The sequence below is a fragment of the Dokdonia sp. Asnod2-E02 genome (assembly GCF_045063915.1).
In the GTDB taxonomy this organism is placed as follows: Bacteria; Bacteroidota; Bacteroidia; order Flavobacteriales; family Flavobacteriaceae; genus Dokdonia.
This window is the reverse complement of the sequence record NZ_JBEFNX010000005.1, coordinates 2,448,016-2,467,191: the sequence shown is the minus strand read 5'-3', so window position 1 is coordinate 2,467,191 and position 19,176 is coordinate 2,448,016. Positions and strand designations below refer to the sequence as shown.

Annotated in this window: 18 protein-coding genes; 8 read left to right on the top strand and 10 right to left on the bottom strand. The window is 38.1% G+C overall.

Features of this window, described 5'->3' with window-relative positions:
- The first annotated feature begins 88 nt into the window (after positions 1 to 88).
- Positions 89 to 601, top strand: coding sequence for a fasciclin domain-containing protein (locus tag ACJJVM_RS11215; protein WP_405211718.1), 513 nt, complete (start codon positions 89 to 91; stop codon positions 599 to 601).
- 63 nt (positions 602 to 664) lie between these two features.
- Here ACJJVM_RS11215 and murB read toward each other — a convergent pair whose 3' ends face one another.
- The 3 genes from murB to ACJJVM_RS11200 all read right to left on the bottom strand — a co-directional run bounded on the left by murB (position 665) and on the right by ACJJVM_RS11200 (position 3,395).
- Positions 665 to 1,684, bottom strand: coding sequence for a UDP-N-acetylmuramate dehydrogenase (murB, locus tag ACJJVM_RS11210; RefSeq protein WP_405211717.1), 1,020 nt, complete (start codon positions 1,682 to 1,684; stop codon positions 665 to 667).
- Entirely contained in the window at positions 1,684 to 2,874 is a 1,191-nt protein-coding gene (locus tag ACJJVM_RS11205) for a pyridoxal phosphate-dependent aminotransferase (protein WP_298347710.1), read from the bottom strand. The genes murB and ACJJVM_RS11205 overlap by 1 nt, the downstream gene beginning before the upstream one ends.
- A gap of 134 nt (positions 2,875 to 3,008) precedes the next feature.
- The gene (locus tag ACJJVM_RS11200; protein ID WP_299149858.1) at positions 3,009 to 3,395 is read right to left on the bottom strand and encodes a DUF1573 domain-containing protein; all 387 of its coding nucleotides are present in this window, start codon (positions 3,393 to 3,395) and stop codon (positions 3,009 to 3,011) included.
- Positions 3,396 to 3,575: 180 nt separating this feature from the next.
- On the opposite strand from ACJJVM_RS11200, the gene ACJJVM_RS11195 reads away from it, so the two are divergent.
- Positions 3,576 to 6,209 carry a valine--tRNA ligase gene (locus ACJJVM_RS11195; RefSeq protein ID WP_405211716.1) on the top strand — a complete coding sequence of 878 codons (2,634 nt, stop codon included), beginning with the start codon at positions 3,576 to 3,578 and terminating at the stop codon, positions 6,207 to 6,209.
- Positions 6,210 to 6,283: 74 nt separating this feature from the next.
- Here the strand turns inward: ACJJVM_RS11195 and ACJJVM_RS11190 are convergent, their stop codons facing one another.
- The 6 genes from ACJJVM_RS11190 to rsfS all read right to left on the bottom strand — a co-directional run bounded on the left by ACJJVM_RS11190 (position 6,284) and on the right by rsfS (position 11,055).
- Positions 6,284 to 6,544: an acyl-CoA-binding protein gene (locus tag ACJJVM_RS11190; RefSeq protein WP_021778295.1), complete on the bottom strand. Its 261-nt coding sequence runs from the start codon at positions 6,542 to 6,544 to the stop codon at positions 6,284 to 6,286.
- Positions 6,544 to 7,194 (bottom strand): phosphatidylserine decarboxylase family protein, encoded by a 651-nt coding sequence (locus tag ACJJVM_RS11185; protein ID WP_035335860.1) that lies wholly within the window; start codon positions 7,192 to 7,194, stop codon positions 6,544 to 6,546. Before ACJJVM_RS11185 ends, ACJJVM_RS11190 begins: the two co-directional genes overlap by 1 nt.
- Positions 7,184 to 7,987, bottom strand: a complete 804-nt coding sequence (locus ACJJVM_RS11180) for a phosphatidate cytidylyltransferase (RefSeq protein WP_405211715.1) — start codon at positions 7,985 to 7,987, stop codon at positions 7,184 to 7,186. Before ACJJVM_RS11180 ends, ACJJVM_RS11185 begins: the two co-directional genes overlap by 11 nt.
- 1 nt (position 7,988) lies before the next feature.
- A complete protein-coding gene (locus tag ACJJVM_RS11175) occupies positions 7,989 to 8,603 on the bottom strand; it encodes an LUD domain-containing protein (protein ID WP_298347699.1) in 615 nt (204 codons plus the stop codon).
- A gap of 114 nt (positions 8,604 to 8,717) precedes the next feature.
- On the bottom strand, positions 8,718 to 10,673 hold the full coding sequence (gene ftsH / locus ACJJVM_RS11170) for an ATP-dependent zinc metalloprotease FtsH (RefSeq protein WP_299149868.1): 1,956 nt from the start codon (positions 10,671 to 10,673) through the stop codon (positions 8,718 to 8,720).
- Positions 10,674 to 10,683: 10 nt separating this feature from the next.
- On the bottom strand, positions 10,684 to 11,055 hold the full coding sequence (rsfS, locus tag ACJJVM_RS11165) for a ribosome silencing factor (protein ID WP_035325363.1): 372 nt from the start codon (positions 11,053 to 11,055) through the stop codon (positions 10,684 to 10,686).
- 83 nt (positions 11,056 to 11,138) lie between these two features.
- Here rsfS and ACJJVM_RS11160 point away from each other — a divergent pair, with 83 nt between their 5' ends.
- From ACJJVM_RS11160 to ACJJVM_RS11145, 4 genes are all read left to right on the top strand, one after another.
- A complete protein-coding gene (locus ACJJVM_RS11160; RefSeq protein WP_298347694.1) occupies positions 11,139 to 11,870 on the top strand; it encodes a biotin--[acetyl-CoA-carboxylase] ligase in 732 nt (243 codons plus the stop codon).
- 73 nt (positions 11,871 to 11,943) lie between these two features.
- Positions 11,944 to 12,819, top strand: a complete 876-nt coding sequence (lipA, locus tag ACJJVM_RS11155; protein WP_299149872.1) for a lipoyl synthase — start codon at positions 11,944 to 11,946, stop codon at positions 12,817 to 12,819.
- A 4-nt stretch (positions 12,820 to 12,823) separates the two neighbouring features.
- Positions 12,824 to 13,825, top strand: coding sequence for a type I glyceraldehyde-3-phosphate dehydrogenase (gene gap, locus ACJJVM_RS11150; protein WP_405211714.1), 1,002 nt, complete (start codon positions 12,824 to 12,826; stop codon positions 13,823 to 13,825).
- 33 nt (positions 13,826 to 13,858) lie between these two features.
- Positions 13,859 to 16,084, top strand: coding sequence for a response regulator (locus ACJJVM_RS11145; RefSeq protein WP_405211713.1), 2,226 nt, complete (start codon positions 13,859 to 13,861; stop codon positions 16,082 to 16,084).
- Positions 16,085 to 16,121: 37 nt separating this feature from the next.
- On the opposite strand, the gene lpxK is transcribed toward ACJJVM_RS11145, so the two are convergent.
- Positions 16,122 to 17,141, bottom strand: a complete 1,020-nt coding sequence (gene lpxK, locus ACJJVM_RS11140; protein ID WP_405211712.1) for a tetraacyldisaccharide 4'-kinase — start codon at positions 17,139 to 17,141, stop codon at positions 16,122 to 16,124.
- Positions 17,142 to 17,174: 33 nt separating this feature from the next.
- On the opposite strand from lpxK, the gene ACJJVM_RS11135 reads away from it, so the two are divergent.
- Both ACJJVM_RS11135 and ACJJVM_RS11130 read left to right on the top strand, forming a co-directional pair.
- Positions 17,175 to 18,269, top strand: a complete 1,095-nt coding sequence (locus tag ACJJVM_RS11135) for a Nif3-like dinuclear metal center hexameric protein (RefSeq protein WP_405211711.1) — start codon at positions 17,175 to 17,177, stop codon at positions 18,267 to 18,269.
- Between the two features lie 3 nt (positions 18,270 to 18,272).
- Positions 18,273 to 19,052, top strand: a complete 780-nt coding sequence (locus ACJJVM_RS11130) for a zinc ribbon domain-containing protein (protein WP_298347682.1) — start codon at positions 18,273 to 18,275, stop codon at positions 19,050 to 19,052.
- The last annotated feature ends 124 nt before the right edge of the window (positions 19,053 to 19,176 follow it).

The following is a 19,176-nucleotide window of genomic DNA, read 5'->3' as shown; positions in this document are numbered from 1 at the left end:
AATACACTTTCATCCAATGGTCAAAGTTAGTACGTACATCTAACATAGAAAAAGATTCTATCATAAACTCAACAAGTCCCACTTTATTATGCAGTTCTTAAAAAATATTACGCTCTTTATAATCATCTCATTATCAATAAGTAGCTACGCACAATCTGATATTGTAGACATTATCGTAACCTCATCAGACCACACAACACTCGTTACCACCATAAAAGCTGCAGGGCTTGTATCAAAACTTAAAGAAGATGGACCATACACCATATTTGCCCCTACCAATGAAGCGTTTGATAAACTACCTCCCAAACAATTAGCAACCCTTCTCAACCCAGAAAATAAAGCAACGCTCGCATCTATTCTGTTATATCACGTAATAGCCGGATCACTAACCGAGACAGAAATAATAAATAAAATAAATGTAGAAAATGGCAGTTTTACATTACAGACAGTAAATGGCCAGCAGCTCGTGGCTACCTTAAAGGATAATAAAATAGCAATTACAGATACAGCGGGTCACACTTCGCTTCTCACTAAGACCGATATCAATGGGAAAAATGGCATCATACACGTGGTAGATAAAGTGCTAACACCTAGCAACTAAAGTTTAGTTTAGTTGGAGGCCTCACGCGAGTGGGGCTTTTTTTACGCTTTCGCGAAAGCGTAATCATATCACATTCACCTCTGGAACAATCTTTATCCCAAACTTCTCCTCTACTGCCGCTTGTACTTTCATTGCAACTGCCCACACTTCTTGACCTGTAGCATTGCCGTGATTTACGAGTACTAGAGCTTGCCTATCGTGTATACCAGCATCGCCAAAGCGTTTCCCCTTAAAGCCTGCTTGCTCGATAAGCCACCCAGCGGGCACCTTAATTTGCTCATTGCCTATGGGATAAAAAGGGATTTCTGTATGCACTTTTCTAAGTTGAGTAAACTGCGCTTGGGAGATCACTGGATTCTTAAAGAAGGAACCGCTGTTGCCTATTTTATTAGGATCTGGAAGCTTAGACTGCCTGATAGCTATTACAGCATCTGACACGTCTTTTAATGTAGGTGCTGTGATTTCTTTCGCTTTAAGCGTGTCAAAAATAGCACCGTAGTCAGTATTTATATTATGATTGCTCTTTGTGAGTTTAAAGGTGACAGAGGTAATGACGTAGGCATCCTTAAGCTCATTTTTAAATACCGAATCACGATAGCCAAAAGCACAATCTTCTAGCGAAAACACCCTCACTTCTTGTGTGTCTCTATGCACAGCCTCGCACTCATAAAAAGTATCTTTAAGCTCTACACCGTAGGCACCTATATTTTGCACTGGTGATGTACCTACATTACCAGGGATAAGCGATAGGTTTTCTACACCTCCCAGATTATGTGCTACACAATAGAGTACAAACTCGTGCCAGTTTTCGCCACCAGCAACTTTGAGTAGTACTTCATTTTTTGAAAACGAATCATCAATAAGTGATATACCTTTAATATCGAGATGTATCACAAGTCTATTTACATCTTGTGTGAGTAACATATTACTCCCTCCGCCTATAACAAAAGGATCAGGATATCTAGCATCTCCCAGCAACTCTTGCAATTGCTCTACAGAAGAAACGCTCGCAAAAAAGCGAGCGTTTACATCTATACCGAAGGTATTGTATGCCTTAAGCGATACGTTTTCTTGTACTGTCATTAATCTTGGTATTGTTCTAAAGCAGCTTTAAGAATAGTAACTGCTTCTTTAAGATGGTTTTCTTCTAGCACATAGGCAATTCTCACTTGATTAAGACCTACATTATCACTGCTGTAAAAACCTGCTGCTGGTGCAACCATAATGGTTTTTCCATCTAGATCATAAGACTCTAGTAACCACTGTGCAAAGGCATCTGCATTTTTTATAGGCAACTCTGCAATACAGTAAAAGGCACCTTTAGGTTTTGCCACTTTTACTCCAGGTATTGCTTCTAGTCCTGCTACCAGTGTATTTCTTCTTGATACATACTCTTCTATTACATCGTCAAAGTATGATTGAGGTGTGTCTAATGCCGCCTCAGATGCGATTTGTGCAAATGTAGGAGGACTTAAACGTGCTTGTGCAAACTTCATCGCTGTGCTCATAAGTTCTTTATTGCGACTTACGATACATCCTATACGAGCGCCACACATCGAGAAACGTTTTGACACAGAGTCTATCATAATAGTATGAGCATCTATATCACGCTGCTTCATCACTGAGTGATGCTTATGACCGTCGTAAGCAAACTCACGATATACCTCATCTGCAATGAGGAATAGGTCGTGCTTCTTTACAAGCTCTGCAAGCTGGCGTATCTCATCTTCTGAGTATAAATATCCAGTAGGGTTACCCGGGTTACAGATAACGATAGCCTTTGTTTTATCTGAGATTAACTTCTCAAAATCTGATATAGGAGGCAAAGCAAATCCCTCTTCTAGTGTAGATATTACAGGTACAACCTTAACACCACTCGCCGTTGCAAAACCGTTGTAGTTTGCATAAAAAGGCTCTGGTATTATAATCTCATCTCCTGGGTCTGTAACAGATCCCATTGCAAATAATAAGGCTTCAGATCCTCCGGTAGATATGATAATATCTTCAGACGAGACATCTATACCGTGGTTGCTATAATAGCTAGCTAGCTTATCTCTATAAGACTGAAATCCTGCACTGTGACTATATGCTAAAACTTCAAGATCATTATTCTTTACAGCATCTAGCGCTACTTGTGGCGTCTTGATATCTGGCTGACCGATGTTAAGTTGGTGAATTTTTATTCCTCTAGCCTTTGCTCCTTCTGCAAAAGGTACGAGTTTACGTATAGGCGATTGAGGCATTGCGAGCCCCTTCTTTGATATTGCTGGCATTGAATATTTTTTTATACAAAAATGAGGAAATTATTGTGGTTTTTAAAACTAGAAGGAGGGTATTTTGCTTTCGCGAAAGCGCATAAAAAAAGACCGCTATAAAACGGTCTTTAGTTGCTTTGTTTAAAGTAATGTTACTCTCCAGCCTCTGGCTTTACTGTTCCTTTAATCTTAAGACTTTGCGGAACCTCAGATGCATTAGAATAAACTGTTATCGTTTTTCTAATAGGTCCAGGGCGCTTAGTATCATACTTTACTTCTATCTCACCTTTTTCTCCTGGCTGGATAGGGTTTTCTGGTTTTTTAGGTATTGTACAACCGCAAGTAGAGTATACTCTTGCTACGATAAGTACATCATCTCCTGTATTTGTAAATGTAAACTTACGTACACCATCTGCACCATAATCTACCTCACCATAATCTACAACTTCTGAATCAAAAGTGATTTCAGCTCTTTTCTCTTGTGCTTGAACGCTTACTACTAGAAGCATAGCGACAAATAAAAATAGTACCTTTTTCATAATTTTAAATATTTGAGGGAATTCAAATGTAGTCACAAAATACCTGCCTGCCAAAAAATGATATTAACATTAACACGTGACGATAACGTACATATGTACCAAAAATAGCACGTAGACTATATATTAATCCTACTGTTATCCCTACTTTTGCCATCTATAAGACAATAATCAGACCAAACTATGAGCATAGCGTCAAAATATGATTCTACACAGGTAGAAGATAAGTGGTACAGCTACTGGATGGAGCATAATTATTTCCATTCTACACCAGATGATAGAGAACCATACACCATTGTAATCCCACCTCCTAACGTGACAGGTGTCTTACATATGGGACATATGCTTAACAACACGATACAAGACGTATTAATACGTCGTGCAAGATTACTAGGTAAAAATGCGTGCTGGGTACCTGGTACAGACCACGCATCTATTGCTACAGAGGCAAAGGTAGTTGCAAGACTTAAAGAGCAAGGCATCAAAAAATCTGACCTTACTCGTGAGGAATTTCTCGCCCACGCCTGGGAATGGAAAGAAGAATATGGCGGCGTTATACTTGACCAACTTAAAAAACTAGGAGCCTCTTGCGACTGGGAGCGCACAGCTTTTACTATGGACCCAGCAATGTCTGAGTCTGTTATAAAAACATTTGTAGATCTTTATAATAAAGGATTGATATATCGCGGTTACCGTATGGTAAACTGGGATCCAGAAGCAAAAACCACGCTTTCTGACGAGGAGGTAATACACGAAGAGCGACAAGGCTTACTCTATTACATAAATTATAAACTAGAAGGATCTGAGGAGTTATTAACAATAGCAACTACAAGACCAGAGACTATTTTTGGCGATACAGCGATTTGTATTAACCCAAATGACGAGCGCTTCACACATCTTAAAGGGAAGAAAGCCATTGTACCTATAAGTGGTCGCGTGATTCCTATTATAGAAGACGAGTATGTAGATCTTGAGTTTGGTACAGGTTGCCTTAAGGTAACACCAGCACACGATGAGAATGACAAGATGCTTGGTGACAAGCATAAGCTAGAAGTAACAGACATCTTTAATGATGACGCTTCTCTTAACAGTTTTGGGCTTCACTATGAAGGTCAAGATCGTTTTGTAGTGCGCAAGGCTATAAAAAAAGAACTTGAAGAACTAGGTGCTCTGGTAAAGACAGAAAACCACATTAATAAAGTAGGAACATCTGAGCGTACAAAGGCAGTAATAGAGCCTAGACTATCAGACCAGTGGTTCCTTAAAATGGAAGAGCTTGTAAAGCCTGCCATAAAAGCCGTACTAGAAACTGGGGATGTAAAGTTATTTCCTAAGAAGTTTGAAAATACCTACCGTCACTGGATGGAGAACATACGTGACTGGAACATCTCTCGCCAGCTATGGTGGGGACAGCAAATTCCTGCTTACTTCTATGGAGAAGGAAAGGAAGATTTTGTAGTTGCCGAATCTATTGAGGATGCTGTTACGCTTTCGCGAAAGCGTACCGGAAACGATTCCCTCACTGCCGAAGATTTACGCCAAGACGAAGATGCTATGGACACTTGGTTCAGCTCTTGGTTATGGCCTATGAGTGTTTTTGACGGAGTACGTAATCCAGATAACGAGGAGTTTAACTACTACTACCCTACTAATGATCTTGTGACGGGACCAGATATTTTATTCTTCTGGGTAGCGCGTATGATCATAGCGGGATATGAGTACACAGATAAAAGACCTTTCCAAAATGTTTACCTCACAGGTTTAGTACGTGACAAGCAGCGTCGCAAGATGTCTAAGTCACTAGGTAACTCACCAGATGCACTAGAACTCATTAAAGAATATGGAGCAGATGGTGTGCGCGTAGGACTATTATTAAGTAGTGCTGCCGGTAACGACCTTATGTTTGACGAAGATCTTCTTAAACAAGGAAAAGGATTTATCAAGAAAAACTTGAGCGCTTTTAGCCTCATACAGGGATGGGAGATAGACGAGACTATACCACAACCAGCACATAGCGCGCAAGGTATTGAGTGGTATACAAACCGTTTTAACCAAACACTTCTAGAGATAGAAGATCACTTCTCAAAGTACCGTATCTCAGACGCACTTATGGCGAGTTATAAAGTGGTATGGAACGACTTCTGCGGGTGGTTACTAGAAATTATAAAACCAGCATACCAGCAACCTATAGATCGTAAGACCTATGACGCGGTAATTGCAGCTTTTGAAAATAACCTACGCATACTTCACCCATTTATTCCATTTGCATCTGAAGAGATCTGGCAGACTATCGCTACGCGTACTCCAGAAGAGGCTTTGATTATCAATAAATGGCCAGAAGGTGGTGCGGTAAATGAAAAAATCATTGCAGATTTTGACTACGCCTCACAAGTGATTTCAGGTATACGAACTATTAGAAAAAGTAAAAACATCGCTTTTAAAGACGCTATAGAAGTACACGTTCTAAGCAATGAAGAAGTTTCTAGTGATTACAATAGTATCATCTCAAAACTAGGTAATGTGAGTGAGATCGCTTTCGCGAAAGCGCCACTAGACGGAGCACTATCTTTTAGAGTAAAATCTAATGAGTACTTCATACCTCTTGCGGGAGCTATTGACGTAGAAGCCGAAGTTGCAAAAATTGAGGAAGAACTTAAATACACAAAAGGATTCTTAATGTCGGTTTCAAAAAAGCTATCTAATGAGCGTTTTGTAAGCAACGCACCAGAGAAGGTGGTCGCTATCGAAAAACAAAAGATGGCAGATGCCGAAGCAAAAATAGAAGCGCTAGAAAAGCGACTGGCTAGTTTGTCTTAATAGACTTACATATATCACATAAAAAAGGCGTCTAAAATTATTTAGACGCCTTTTTATTTATGTTATTTTTCTTGTTAAAGGTACTTCTTTGCAGCTTCTACATAAGCCTCCATTGCTTCATCTTCCGTCATACCTTTTACCTGAAGTAGCGCGTTGATTTTAAAAGCACTCACAAGCTCGTGTTCACCTTCATTATGACTAAAGGTGTTCTTTTGCGTAGCTTGTTTGTATAGCGCATAAAACTGCAGCAATACATCTGGCGGAAATTCTTGAGAAGAATTACTCACCCTACGGAAGGCATCTTCAAACTCTTTATGAAGTACCTTCTTATCCATTATATTGATGCTATTACCGATTGCGCTCCTTTTACTACTTGATTAAGCTCTACGTCTAATTTTGTCCCAATAGGTAAATATAGATCTACACGAGAGCCAAAACGTATAAACCCACTATCTTCACCTTGCTGTACCATTTGCCCTTCTTCTGCATAATTAATGATACGCTTTGCTAGCGCACCAGCAATCTGACGATAAAGAACATCACCAAACTTTTCTGTACTTACCACTACGGTTGTACGCTCATTTTCTGTACTAGATTTAGGGTGCCAGGCTACAAGATATTTTCCTGGGTGGTATTTACTATATGCAATCTTTCCTCCAGATGGGTATCGTGTTACGTGCACATTAAGCGGCGACATAAACACAGAGACTTGAAGACGTTTATCCTTAAAGTATTCTGCTTCATACACCTCTTCTATTACAACCACCTTACCATCTACTGGTGATGTGATTACATTAGAATCTAAAGGCGCTGTACGATCTGGATTTCTAAAAAACTGAAGTATAAGATATAACAATACTCCTAGCACTAAAGCTACTACATAAAATAACCAGTTCTTCTCAAGAAACTTATTTGCAAGCAAGATAAGGCCTGTAAAAATCACTAATGCTATTACAATAATCTTATATCCTTCTTTATGGAACATAGTCAAGTACAATTAAAAATAAGTATAAAAATGGTGCTGCAAATATGATACTATCTAACCTATCATATAATCCTCCGTGGCCAGGCATAATACGACCACTATCCTTCACTCCAGCCTGGCGCTTAAGCTGTGATTGTATCAAATCTCCTAAGGTTCCAAAAACCGAAGTCACTAGAGCAATAGTAATCCACAACTTTAAACTTAGTAAGTCTGTAAAATAATAAAATAACAAACTCGCTAAGCAGCAAAACACAAGACCACCTACAAATCCTTCTATAGTCTTTTTAGGTGATATGCGCTCTAAGAGTTTGTGCTTACCAATACTCTTACCCACAATAAATGCAAAGGTATCGTTTATCCAGATTAAAGCAAAAACGCTTGCCACAAGAAGTGACGTATACTCTCCTCTATACGACGGTAATAATATGGTAAAAACCACACCACCCACGATATAAAATACAGTGTAAGCATACTTCTGAGAAACCGTAATATAACGCTCTGATGGGCGTATAAGGTTTTTAATGAGGTATAAGTTAACTGTGATAGTAAGTGCTAAAAATATAAGTGTTGCGAGCCTATCTAGTTTGAAATAACAAAAGACAGCTACACAAGCAAAAAGAAAAACATATGGCAACAATGACTTAATGCCTACAAGTTTTAAAAACTCAAATAGCACCACTATACCCAAACCTAAAAATACTAGGAGATAGGTGGTTTCTAATGAAAAAATAGCTAACAGTAACAGGGTGACATAAAGTAGCCCTGAGAGTGCTCGGATTAAAACTTCTCGCATACTAAAGATCTTCTAGCAAGAGTAGATATACATTTTTTGTACTACTACCATAGGTCATAAAATTCTTATCATTTCCTTTACTCTGAAAGTTTTTGATAGTAGTGATATTAGTAGGTATACCTCCTGCATTTCTGTTTTTTATGAGGCGTAATCCTTCACCTATAGTATTTACAATCTGGCTAGTTGTTCCAAAGACGATTACATCTTTTGGCAAATCGTGTAGTTTAAGTTCTTTAAGTTGTTTTGAACAAACTAATAAAGAACCATCATTTGCCACTAAACTCTCGCAAGTGGTCAAGAAGAATGAAGCCTCTCTATCTGTACCAAAATCCAAATTATAACCACCAAAAGCTTTCTTTAAATTACTATCTGTACAAAAGACATTACTTTCATACCAATCGTTTTCTAAAAGAATATTGTCAAAATTATCATTAATCTCCTCTCTATTAAGAGCATACAAAAAACGCCCTCCGTTAAGAATAAAGTTTTTTGTAAAACGCTCGTCTGCAGGAGTGTCTATGTCTGGCATATACTTACTGCGCGCTTCCTCTTCTTTATTCTGACGGGGGTTGTCAACGTTTGATGTACTTCCGAAGATTTTTCTAAATAGACTCATCTATAGGTTTTCTCAACTCTTTTGGTGTAATAGTCAAATATAAAAAATCTTGACTGAACCTTTGGCGCAATCAAGATTTTTTGACTTTTATAGTTAAAGAACGTGTCTAGCTCTTTAAACTACAGGTTCTACTTCGTCTTCTATTTTCCCGAAAGGGCGTTCTCCAAAAATATCTTCAAGATTATCCTTAAAGATTACCTCTTTTTCTAGCAATAACTCTGCTAGTTGAGTGAGTTTCTCCTTTTCATTTGTAAGCAGGTCTATAGCGCGTTGATATTGCTCCTCTATAATATTTGAGATTTCTTTATCAATAAGCTCTGCTGTTTGCTCACTATATGGTTTTGTAAACCCATTATCAGACTGCCCTGTAGAATCGTAATAAGTAAGGTTACCTACTTTATCATTAAGACCGTAAACTGTCACCATCATTCTGGCTTGCTTTGTAACTTTTTCAAGATCACTAAGAGCACCAGTAGATATTTTATTAAAGATCACTTTTTCTGCTGCACGACCACCTAAAGCTGCACACATCTCATCTAGCATTTGCTCTGGACGTACGATTAAGCGCTCTTCTGGAAGATACCAAGCTGCTCCTAGAGATTGCCCTCTAGGGACAATTGTCACTTTTACAAGCGGCGCTGCGTGCTCAAGCATCCAGCTCACTGTTGCGTGTCCAGCTTCGTGAAATGCAATTGCACGTTTCTCATCTGGAGTGATTATTTTATTTTTCTTCTCAAGACCACCTACAATACGATCTACTGCATCTAAGAAGTCTTGTTTACCTACTGCCTTCTTGCTTTTACGAGCAGCGATAAGTGCTGCCTCGTTACACATATTTGCAATATCTGCACCAGAGAAACCTGGCGTTTGCTTTGCAAGAAAATCTACATCAAGCTCTTCATCAACCTTTTTGAGTGGACGAAGGTGTACTTCAAAAATTTCTTTACGCTCACGTACATCTGGAAGATCTACATAAATCTGTCTATCAAAACGACCTGCACGCATAAGTGCTTTATCTAATACATCTGCCCTGTTTGTTGCAGCGAGTACAATCACATTTGTGTTTGTACCAAAACCGTCCATCTCAGTAAGAAGTTGGTTAAGTGTGTTCTCACGCTCATCATTACCTCCAGAAAAATTATTTTTTCCACGAGCACGACCTATTGCATCTATTTCATCTATAAAAATAATAGCTGGAGACTTTTCTTTGGCTTGTTTAAAGAGATCACGTACACGTGATGCCCCTACACCTACAAACATCTCTACAAAGTCAGAACCTGATAGTGAGAAAAATGGCACTTTTGCCTCTCCTGCTACTGCTTTTGCCAGCAAAGTCTTACCAGTACCTGGTTGCCCTACAAGCAATGCTCCTTTAGGAATTTTACCACCTAGGCTTGTATACTTTTCTGGATTTTTTAAAAAATCTACAATCTCCTGTATTTCTTCTTTTGCTCCTTCAAGACCAGCTACATCCTTAAATGTAGTTTTAATATCTGTTTTCTCATCAAAGAGTTTTGCCTTAGACTTCCCTATGTTAAAGATTTGACCTCCTGGGCCTCCTCCTCCTCCAGAAGACATACGACGCATAATGAAAATCCACAACCCGATGATTAAGATAAATGGTAAGAAGCTAGCAAGTAAACCCCACATATCTCCCTCAGTCTCGTATGACACACGTGTATCAAGACTGTTTGTATCTATAATCTCATTTATATCATTTTCAAAGTTTTGAAGATCTCCTATCTCAAAGCGATAGTCTGGCGCTCCTGCTGCTGGCTTAAAGAATCCAGTACCACGCCCTTTGTTATGAACTTCTTTAGACTCTGCTTCCTTAGTTAAATAAACTTTTACAGAATTTTTATTTACAATTTCTACACGCTCTACATCACCATCTTGTAAGTATTGCTCAAATTGATATAAAGATGTTTTTTTTGCCTCACCTATACCAGTGCTACCTGTAAGCATACTTATAGCAATAAAAATCACTACGATAAGACCATAAATCCAGTATGAACTAAATTTAGGTTTATTTGGCGGCGTGCCGCTATTTTTCTTTTCTTCTTTAGCCATTTAATAATTTTTAGTAATTGGATGGGATTGAAGTAATCTTTGCATCTCCCCAGAGGCTTTCTATATCATAAAACTCACGAATGTGTTTTTGAAATACGTGCACAACTACGTTTACGTAATCCATAAGTACCCACTCTTGGTTTTCTGTACCCTCTATGTGCCACGCTTTTTCTTGCAGGGCTTTACTTGCCGTTTTTTGTATAGAGCTTACTATCGCCCCTACTTGCGTGTTTGAAGTACCGTCACAAATGATAAAATAATCACAAACCGTATTTTCTATCTCTCTAAGATCTAGTATATCAATATTTTGACCTTTCACATCTTCAATTCCCTCAACAATTTTCGCTATCAATTGATCTGTGTTCTTTTCCTTATTTGCCATTAAATTCTTTAATTTACACAAAGTTATTACAAATTTACATTACTCTGCGGTCTTAACACAAGTTTAGACTAGGTGTTTTCCATATGCGCATAGACAAACTCCATACCATCGACTCTACAAACAGTTACCTCAAACGTATTTCTAAAGAAGAAGATGCGCAAGAAGACATTGTGGTATGGGCGCTTGAGCAAACTGCCGGAAGAGGCCAAATGGGCACCACCTGGAGCGCAGAAAGCGGTAAAAACCTAACCTTCAGCGTTTTTAGAAAAGTAAAGCGCATTACAATAAGTGAGCAATTTTATGCACTTATGGCAGCCTCACTAGCTGTAAAAGATGTGCTTTCAAAACTTTTGATTAAAAATGTACGTGTCAAGTGGCCTAACGACATATTGACAGATAACGACAAAATATGTGGTATTCTCATAGAGAGTGTCATAAAAAGAGGAAAACTAGATGCTATGATTCTAGGTGTGGGTCTTAATGTAAATCAAACCGAATGGAAAGACACGCCTAGAGCAACCAGCATAAAAGCAAGAACTGGGATACACTTTGATCTAGAAGAAATCTTATCTATGCTCCTCACCCAGTTTCACCATTATGTAGATTTACTCATAAAAGGAGAATTTGAAACTATAAAAAGGGACTACGAGGCACATCTCTTCAAAAAAGACAAACCTGCTACATTTATAGCTTCAGATGGCACACAATTTGTCGGTATCATAAAAGGAGTTTCTGAGACCGGTAAGTTAATTTTACTCCAAGAAGATGAAGTTGTAAATGAGTATGATTTAAAAGAAATACAGTTACTGTATTAGTATTGCGCTTTCGCGAAAGCGTAACACCTCTCATTTCTTTATTTACTATCTTTGTAACGCTTGAAAAAATGCTATGCAAGAAGAACTAACAATTACAAAACCAGAGCGAGTTGCAAAGCCAAAATGGCTACGAGTAAAACTCCCTACAGGTAAGAAATATACAGATCTACGTAGTCTTGTAGATAAATACAGTCTTAATACCATTTGTACATCTGGAAGCTGCCCAAATATGGGTGAGTGCTGGAGTGAGGGCACCGCTACCTTTATGATTTTAGGTAACGTATGTACACGCTCTTGTGGTTTTTGTGGTGTAAAAACTGGAAGACCAGAGCAAGTAGATTGGGAAGAGCCAGAAAAAGTGGCTCGTTCTATAAAACTTATGGACATCAAACACGCGGTAATTACATCTGTAGACCGTGATGATATAAAAGATATGGGTACCATAATTTGGGCAGAAACTGTACAGGCTATAAGACGTATGAACCCTAACACTACACTTGAGACCTTAATTCCAGATTTTCAAGGAAGAGAAGATTTACTTGACAGAATTGTACAAGTAGCTCCAGAGGTGGTGTCACATAATATGGAGACGGTAAAACGTCTTACACGTGAGGTACGTATACAGGCCAAATATGAGCGCAGTCTAGGTGTATTAAAATATCTTAAAGATAGTGGCATAAAAAGAACTAAGTCTGGTATTATGCTAGGCCTAGGAGAAACCGAAGAAGAGGTGATACAAACACTCAAAGACCTGCGTGCTGTAAATCTTGATATTGTAACCATAGGTCAATACCTTCAACCTTCAAAAAAACACCTCCCAGTAAAGCAATTTATTACTCCAGACCAGTTTCAGAAATATGAAAAAATAGGTCTAGAGATGGGATTCCGTCACGTAGAGAGTGGTGCTTTAGTACGCTCATCATACAAGGCTCAGAAACACCTTACCTAGATTTATGTCAAAGCTTAAAATTGCTATAAACGGTTTTGGACGTATAGGAAGAACTGTTTTTAGACTCATAGAGCAACATCCAGATATGGAAGTAGTTGCAATAAATGATATTGCAGATGCAAAAACGCTTTCTCACTTACTCAAATACGATAGCATACACGGTGTACTACATAAAGAGATAAGTGCTGGACAAAGCTCTATACATATAGACAGTAAGGAAATACCATTATATGACGAGAGAGATATAAGCAATATACCCTGGAGAAACACCTCGCCAGACATCGTTATTGAAAGTACTGGAAAATTTAAAGAAAGAGAGGACCTACAGAAACACATTACCGCGGGTGCTACTCGTGTTATATTGAGTGTTCCTCCTGTAGATGAAGATATACCTATGATAGTGATGGGAGTAAACCATCAAGATATAAAAACAACAGACACCATAATATCTAACGCCTCTTGCACAACAAATAATGCTGCTCCTATGGTGCAGATTATAGATGACTTATGTGGTGTCGAGCAGGCTTACATTACCACAATACACTCTTACACAACAGATCAAAGCTTACACGATCAACCGCATAGAGATTTAAGGAGAGCTCGCGCAGCAGGACAGAGCATTGTACCTACCACAACAGGAGCTGCAAAGGCACTTACAAGCATCTTCCCTCATCTATCTGACGTAATAGGCGGTTGTGGTATACGTGTACCTGTACCTAATGGGTCACTTACAGATATCACTTTTAATGTAAAAAAAGATACCACTATTAAAGAAGTTAATGATGCTATGAAGACAGCTGCAAATGGCAGACTTAAAGGCATTTTATCATATACAGAAGATCCCATAGTATCTATTGATATCGTAGGAAACAAAAGCTCCTGCACTTTTGACTCTCAGATGACCTCTGTGATAGGAAAGATGGTTAAAATAATAGGCTGGTATGATAATGAAATGGGATATTCGAGCAGATTAGTTGACTTAATACTTTACATTTCTACAAAATAATTTATCTTGCAGAAAGATTTTTAGAATAAAACTATGAATGTAAATGTACTCTTAGTACGTTTCTTTTTTGCATTACTCCTTACTTATCCTTCGATAAGCGTGGCCCAAAAACGGGAAACTATTAAGGAAACACTTGTAAACAATAAGATAGACTCGCTTCTTAACAGGGCGGTAATTGCTGTTTCTGAAAGTGATTATGAAGAAGCCATAAATATTCTAAACTATTCTAGAGACCTTGCTATAGATATAGGTCATACAAAAAGAGTAGGACTCACATCTGGAACCCTTGCAAAACTATATTTTGAGCTTGACGACTATGAAAGTGCTCAAAAAGAAAATGAAAGAGCCCTTAAGGCCCAAACAGAAGCAAACAGCCCAGACTTATTAGGGCAGAGTTATGTGACAGCAACTCAACTATCCTTAGTAAATGGAAATAAGCAACAGGCTAATATCAATATTAACAAAGGACTTAACGCTTTAGAAAATAGTAAGAGAGATGATCTTAAATCTCAACTATATAATCTCAAAGGCGACATTTTACAATCTAGCGGCAACCACATAGATGCTATTCAAGAATACGACCAGAGCATAGCATTTGCAATAGATGCAGATAATGAATACTTAAAAATACAATCCTTAAGCAATAAATCTGTAAGTCTAGCTAGTATAGGAAGGCTTGAAGAAGCAGATGAAGCTTTACTTGAGGTAGAAAACTTTGCAAGCGGAAAGGACTTACCTAACATTACAAACACTTTATATAAGACTAAACATCTTATTGCACAGGCAAGAGGAAATTACAAGGAAGCAAATGACTACCTTACGATGTACTATTCTTCTATAAATCAGACCGCAAATGCGACTTCTAAGCAAGGGCTTCCTAAAGGACCTACTAAGCAGCTAGACGCAATGGTATCTCAACTAGAAAAAGATATTCTTATTGAGAAAGATCGCAACTCTAAAGCAATGCGATTAACACTAGTCCTCAGTATTGCGCTATGTTCTATTCTAGCACTTCTCACATTATCACTTTATAAAAACAATAACTTAAGAGCAAAAGCAAATGAGCTGCTCCAAGCAAAAAATGTCGAGCTTGTTATTGCTAGAGATAATGCCGAAAAAGCATCTACGGTAAAAGCTCAATTTTTATCTACCATTACTCACGAGCTACGTACACCTATGTATGCGGTAACGGGTCTCACCCACCTATTACTATCAGAAAATCCTACAGAAGAACAGAAAAAACACCTTGACTCACTCAAGTTTTCTGGAGAGTATTTATTATCATTAATAAACAACATACTCGACCTTAACAAACTAGAAGCAAACAAAGTAGAAGTAGAAGAAACGAGCTTTAATCTTAAGAAGCGTATAGAAGACGTACTTTTTGCATTAGGGAAGTCTGCCAGAGATAAAGGAAACAAACTCCACCTTGAAATAGATAATGATATTCCTCTAGAAGTACTAGGCGACCCTCTTATGATCTCGCAAATACTGATAAACCTAGTAGGTAATGCCATAAAATTTACACGCGATGGAGACGTATGGATACGAGTACAAAAGATAACACAAGGAGACTCAGACATACAATTGCATTTTGAGATAGAAGATAATGGTGAAGGTATTTCTAAAAAGAAACAAAAAACCATTTTCCAGAACTTCACTCAAGGATCTGTTGCCATAAACAGAAAATTTGGAGGTACAGGTTTAGGGTTATCTATTGTAAAAAATCTACTAGACTTACTTAACAGTAAAATATCACTAGACAGTACGCTCGGTAAAGGAACAACCTTTAAGTTTGACCTTAAGTATAACTTAACGCAGGCTCTTCCTGGTGAAGACAACCCGCACAATATCATTTATGATATAGATTATGTTGCTTTAGAAAACCGTCATATTCTTGTGGTTGAAGACAACAAGATTAACCAGATGATTACTCGTAAGATTCTTGAAAAAAACAAGATGTCTTGTGACACTGCAGATAATGGAGAAATAGCAGTAGAAAAAGCGAGAACAGAAAAATATGATCTTATACTTATGGATATCCATATGCCAGGTATAAGCGGTATGGAAGCTACAGAACAAATACGCAGTTTTAACAAAGACATTCCTATTCTTGCACTTACTGCAGTGACTATAGATGAAAATATTGATGATTTTTATGCGGTAGGATTTAATGATATTATTCCTAAACCGTACAAGGTTGAAGAATTCTTTCAGAAAATTCATAATGGTCTTAGAAACAGTAAAGTTTTAAACTAGACTATTGTACGCTTTCGCGAAAGCGTGACTACCCCTCTTATTCCTCTCTAAAAGAAGCCACATAATCTAGAAGCTTCTTATCAAACACTTGATTATCTGACAGAAACTCGACTTTTATGGGTAAGTAATACAAATGCTTCATCTTAAGTTGTGGGCGCAACCTTACGTAATCCTTCTCTGTAGTTAATATACAATCCAGCTTTTCTAACTCTGCAATCTCTGAGGAAGAAAAGTTGTGATGATCACCGTATGACTTATGCTCAAAAGACAAGCCGTCGCTAGAGAGATAATCTGCTAGCGGTTTTGGGTTTGCAATACCAGTTATGAGTGTCACATTATGCACTTTTAAACTATGTAACTGAGCGCTGCCGCTCTTACTATAAACGCAATCATCATATGCGATTTTTGCAAAGAAGACTTGTTGTCTTTCAGTAGGCTGGAGATTACTCTTTATTTTATGTTGCTCTTCCTTGCTTAAATACCCAGGGCATTTTGTAACTATAATTACATCTGCTCTTTGAGAACCAGATCTAGGCTCTCTAAGATTACCCGCAGGCAGTAAATAGTCGTTGCTATATAAATCATTGTAAGCCGTAAGCAATACTGTAAAACCTGGTGTAACCTTTCTGTGCTGGTATGCGTCATCAAGAATTATCACCTCTGGAGTCTGTTTTTTATTTAATAAAGTAGCAATGCCCACTTGCCTGTTTTCACAAACAGCTACGTCAATATCATTAAATTTTTGAGCAAACTGAAGCGGCTCATCCCCTACCTCTGTAGCTAGACTCGTTGCAGCTACATCTTTATAGCCTTTTGTGGTACGACCATAGCCACGACTAAGGGTCGCTATCTTATAATTATTTTTGAGAAGTCTCGTGACATACTCGGTCATTGGAGATTTTCCTGTACCACCCACGCTTAAATTTCCGATGCAAATTACCGGAACATCATACTGCTTTGAAGCTAAAATTCCAGCATCAAAGAGTTTATTTCGCGTAAGCGTAACCAAATAATATACTCCCGCAAAGGGAAACAACAAGAGACGCAGTTTTCTCATAAAACGAAGGTATCATTTTTTATCTTTACGCTTATGACAGTACAAGAGGTAAGTAATTTATTAAATGAGTGGGCTCCCCTAGCCTATGCCGAAGATTTTGACAATGTAGGTTTGCTTGTGGGCGATTATAACGAGCAAGTGACTAATATACTAGTCTCACACGACGCATTAGAAAATGTGGTAGATGAGGCTATTACAAAAGAGTGTAATCTTATTGTGTGTTTTCATCCGATTATATTTTCTGGCTTAAAACAACTCACAGGTAAGAACTATGTGCAACGCGTAGTGCAAAAGGCGATTAAGAATGATATTGCAATTTTTGCTATTCACACGGCTCTTGATAATGTGGCTCACGGTGTAAATTATGGTATGTGCAAAGCACTAGGCTTACAAAATGTCAAAATACTAAGCCCTAAAAAGAATCACATTTTAAAACTAACCACCTATGTGCCTCATAAAAATGCACAAGCACTCGCTGAAGCTTTATTTAGCACTGGAGCAGGCAGCATAGGTAACTATGAGGAATGTAACTTCCAGCTAGAAGGGAAAGGGACTTTTAAGGGCAATGAGAAGTCTAACCCTGTTATAGGAACGGCTGGTGTGCGCCATACAGAAGCAGAGACACAAATAAATATAACCTTTGAAAAGCATTTACAATCTAAAGTGCTTAAAACCCTATTTACGAATCACCCGTATGAGGAAGTGGCCTATGAGATTACACAACTAGAAAACAAACTACAAAATGTGGGAATGGGTATGATAGGAGAACTAGAAACTCCAATGCCTGAAGGTGATTTTCTCTCTTACACAAAAACTATATTTAAAACGGGAGGTATACGCCATTCTGCACTAAAGGGATCCAGCATAAAGAAAATTGCTGTTTTAGGTGGTAGTGGCGCATTTGCCATAGGTGCAGCAAAGGCTCAAGGGGCAGATGCACTTATCACTGCAGATCTAAAATACCACGACTATTATCAAGCCGAAAATAAGATATTGCTATGTGATGTGGGACATTATGAGAGTGAACGCTTTACGAAAAACTTAATTGCAGACTATCTTACAGAAAAAATTAGTACTTTTGCAATCATTTTATCTGAGGAAAATACCAATCCTATCAACTATTTTTAACGTATGGCAAAGAAGAAAGAAGCAACAGTAGAAGAGAAACTACGCTCGCTTTACGATTTACAACTTATTGACTCACGTGTGGACGAGATCCGCAATGTACGTGGAGAACTTCCTTTGGAAGTAGAAGACCTTGAAGATGAAGTAGCTGGTCTTAACAAGCGCATCGAGAAGTTGGAGAACGATTTAAAACTGGTAGATGACTCTATCAAGGCTAAAAAAATACAAATAGATGACTCTAAGGCAGCTATTAAAAAGTATTCTGAACAGCAAAAGAACGTACGTAACAACCGCGAGTTTAACGCACTAAGCAAAGAGGTAGAGTTTCAAGAACTAGAAATTCAACTTGCAGAGAAGAACATACGCGAGTTTAAAGCTCAAATAGAGCAAAAAGGTGAAGTGATTACTCAGACTAAAGACCGTCTAAGTGAACGCAAAGCACACCTTAAGCACAAAAAGAGTGAGCTAGACGCTATCCTTTCTGAGACAGAAAAAGAAGAAAAAGCACTTCTAGCAAAAAGCGAAGAGTACGAAAACAACATAGAAGAGCGCCTTGTAAAAGCTTACAAAAGAATACGATCTAGCGTGCGTAATGGTCTTGCCATTGTGCCTATAGAGCGTGGAGCTTCTGGAGGATCTTATTTTACAATACCACCACAGGTACAAGTAGAGATTGCAGGACGCAAGAAAATAATTACAGATGAGCATTCTGGTCGTATCTTAATAGATAGCGAACTAGCAAGTGAGCAAACTGAAAAAATGAATGCACTTTTCAGTAAGTTGTAATCATCTTTTATAAATTATTAAAAAAGCCTTCTTAACAGAAGGCTTTTTTTTGTGCAATAACTTTTACAAGACAAGCACATACTGATTAACATAACCCTAACAACACTGCATAAGGTTATAGTAT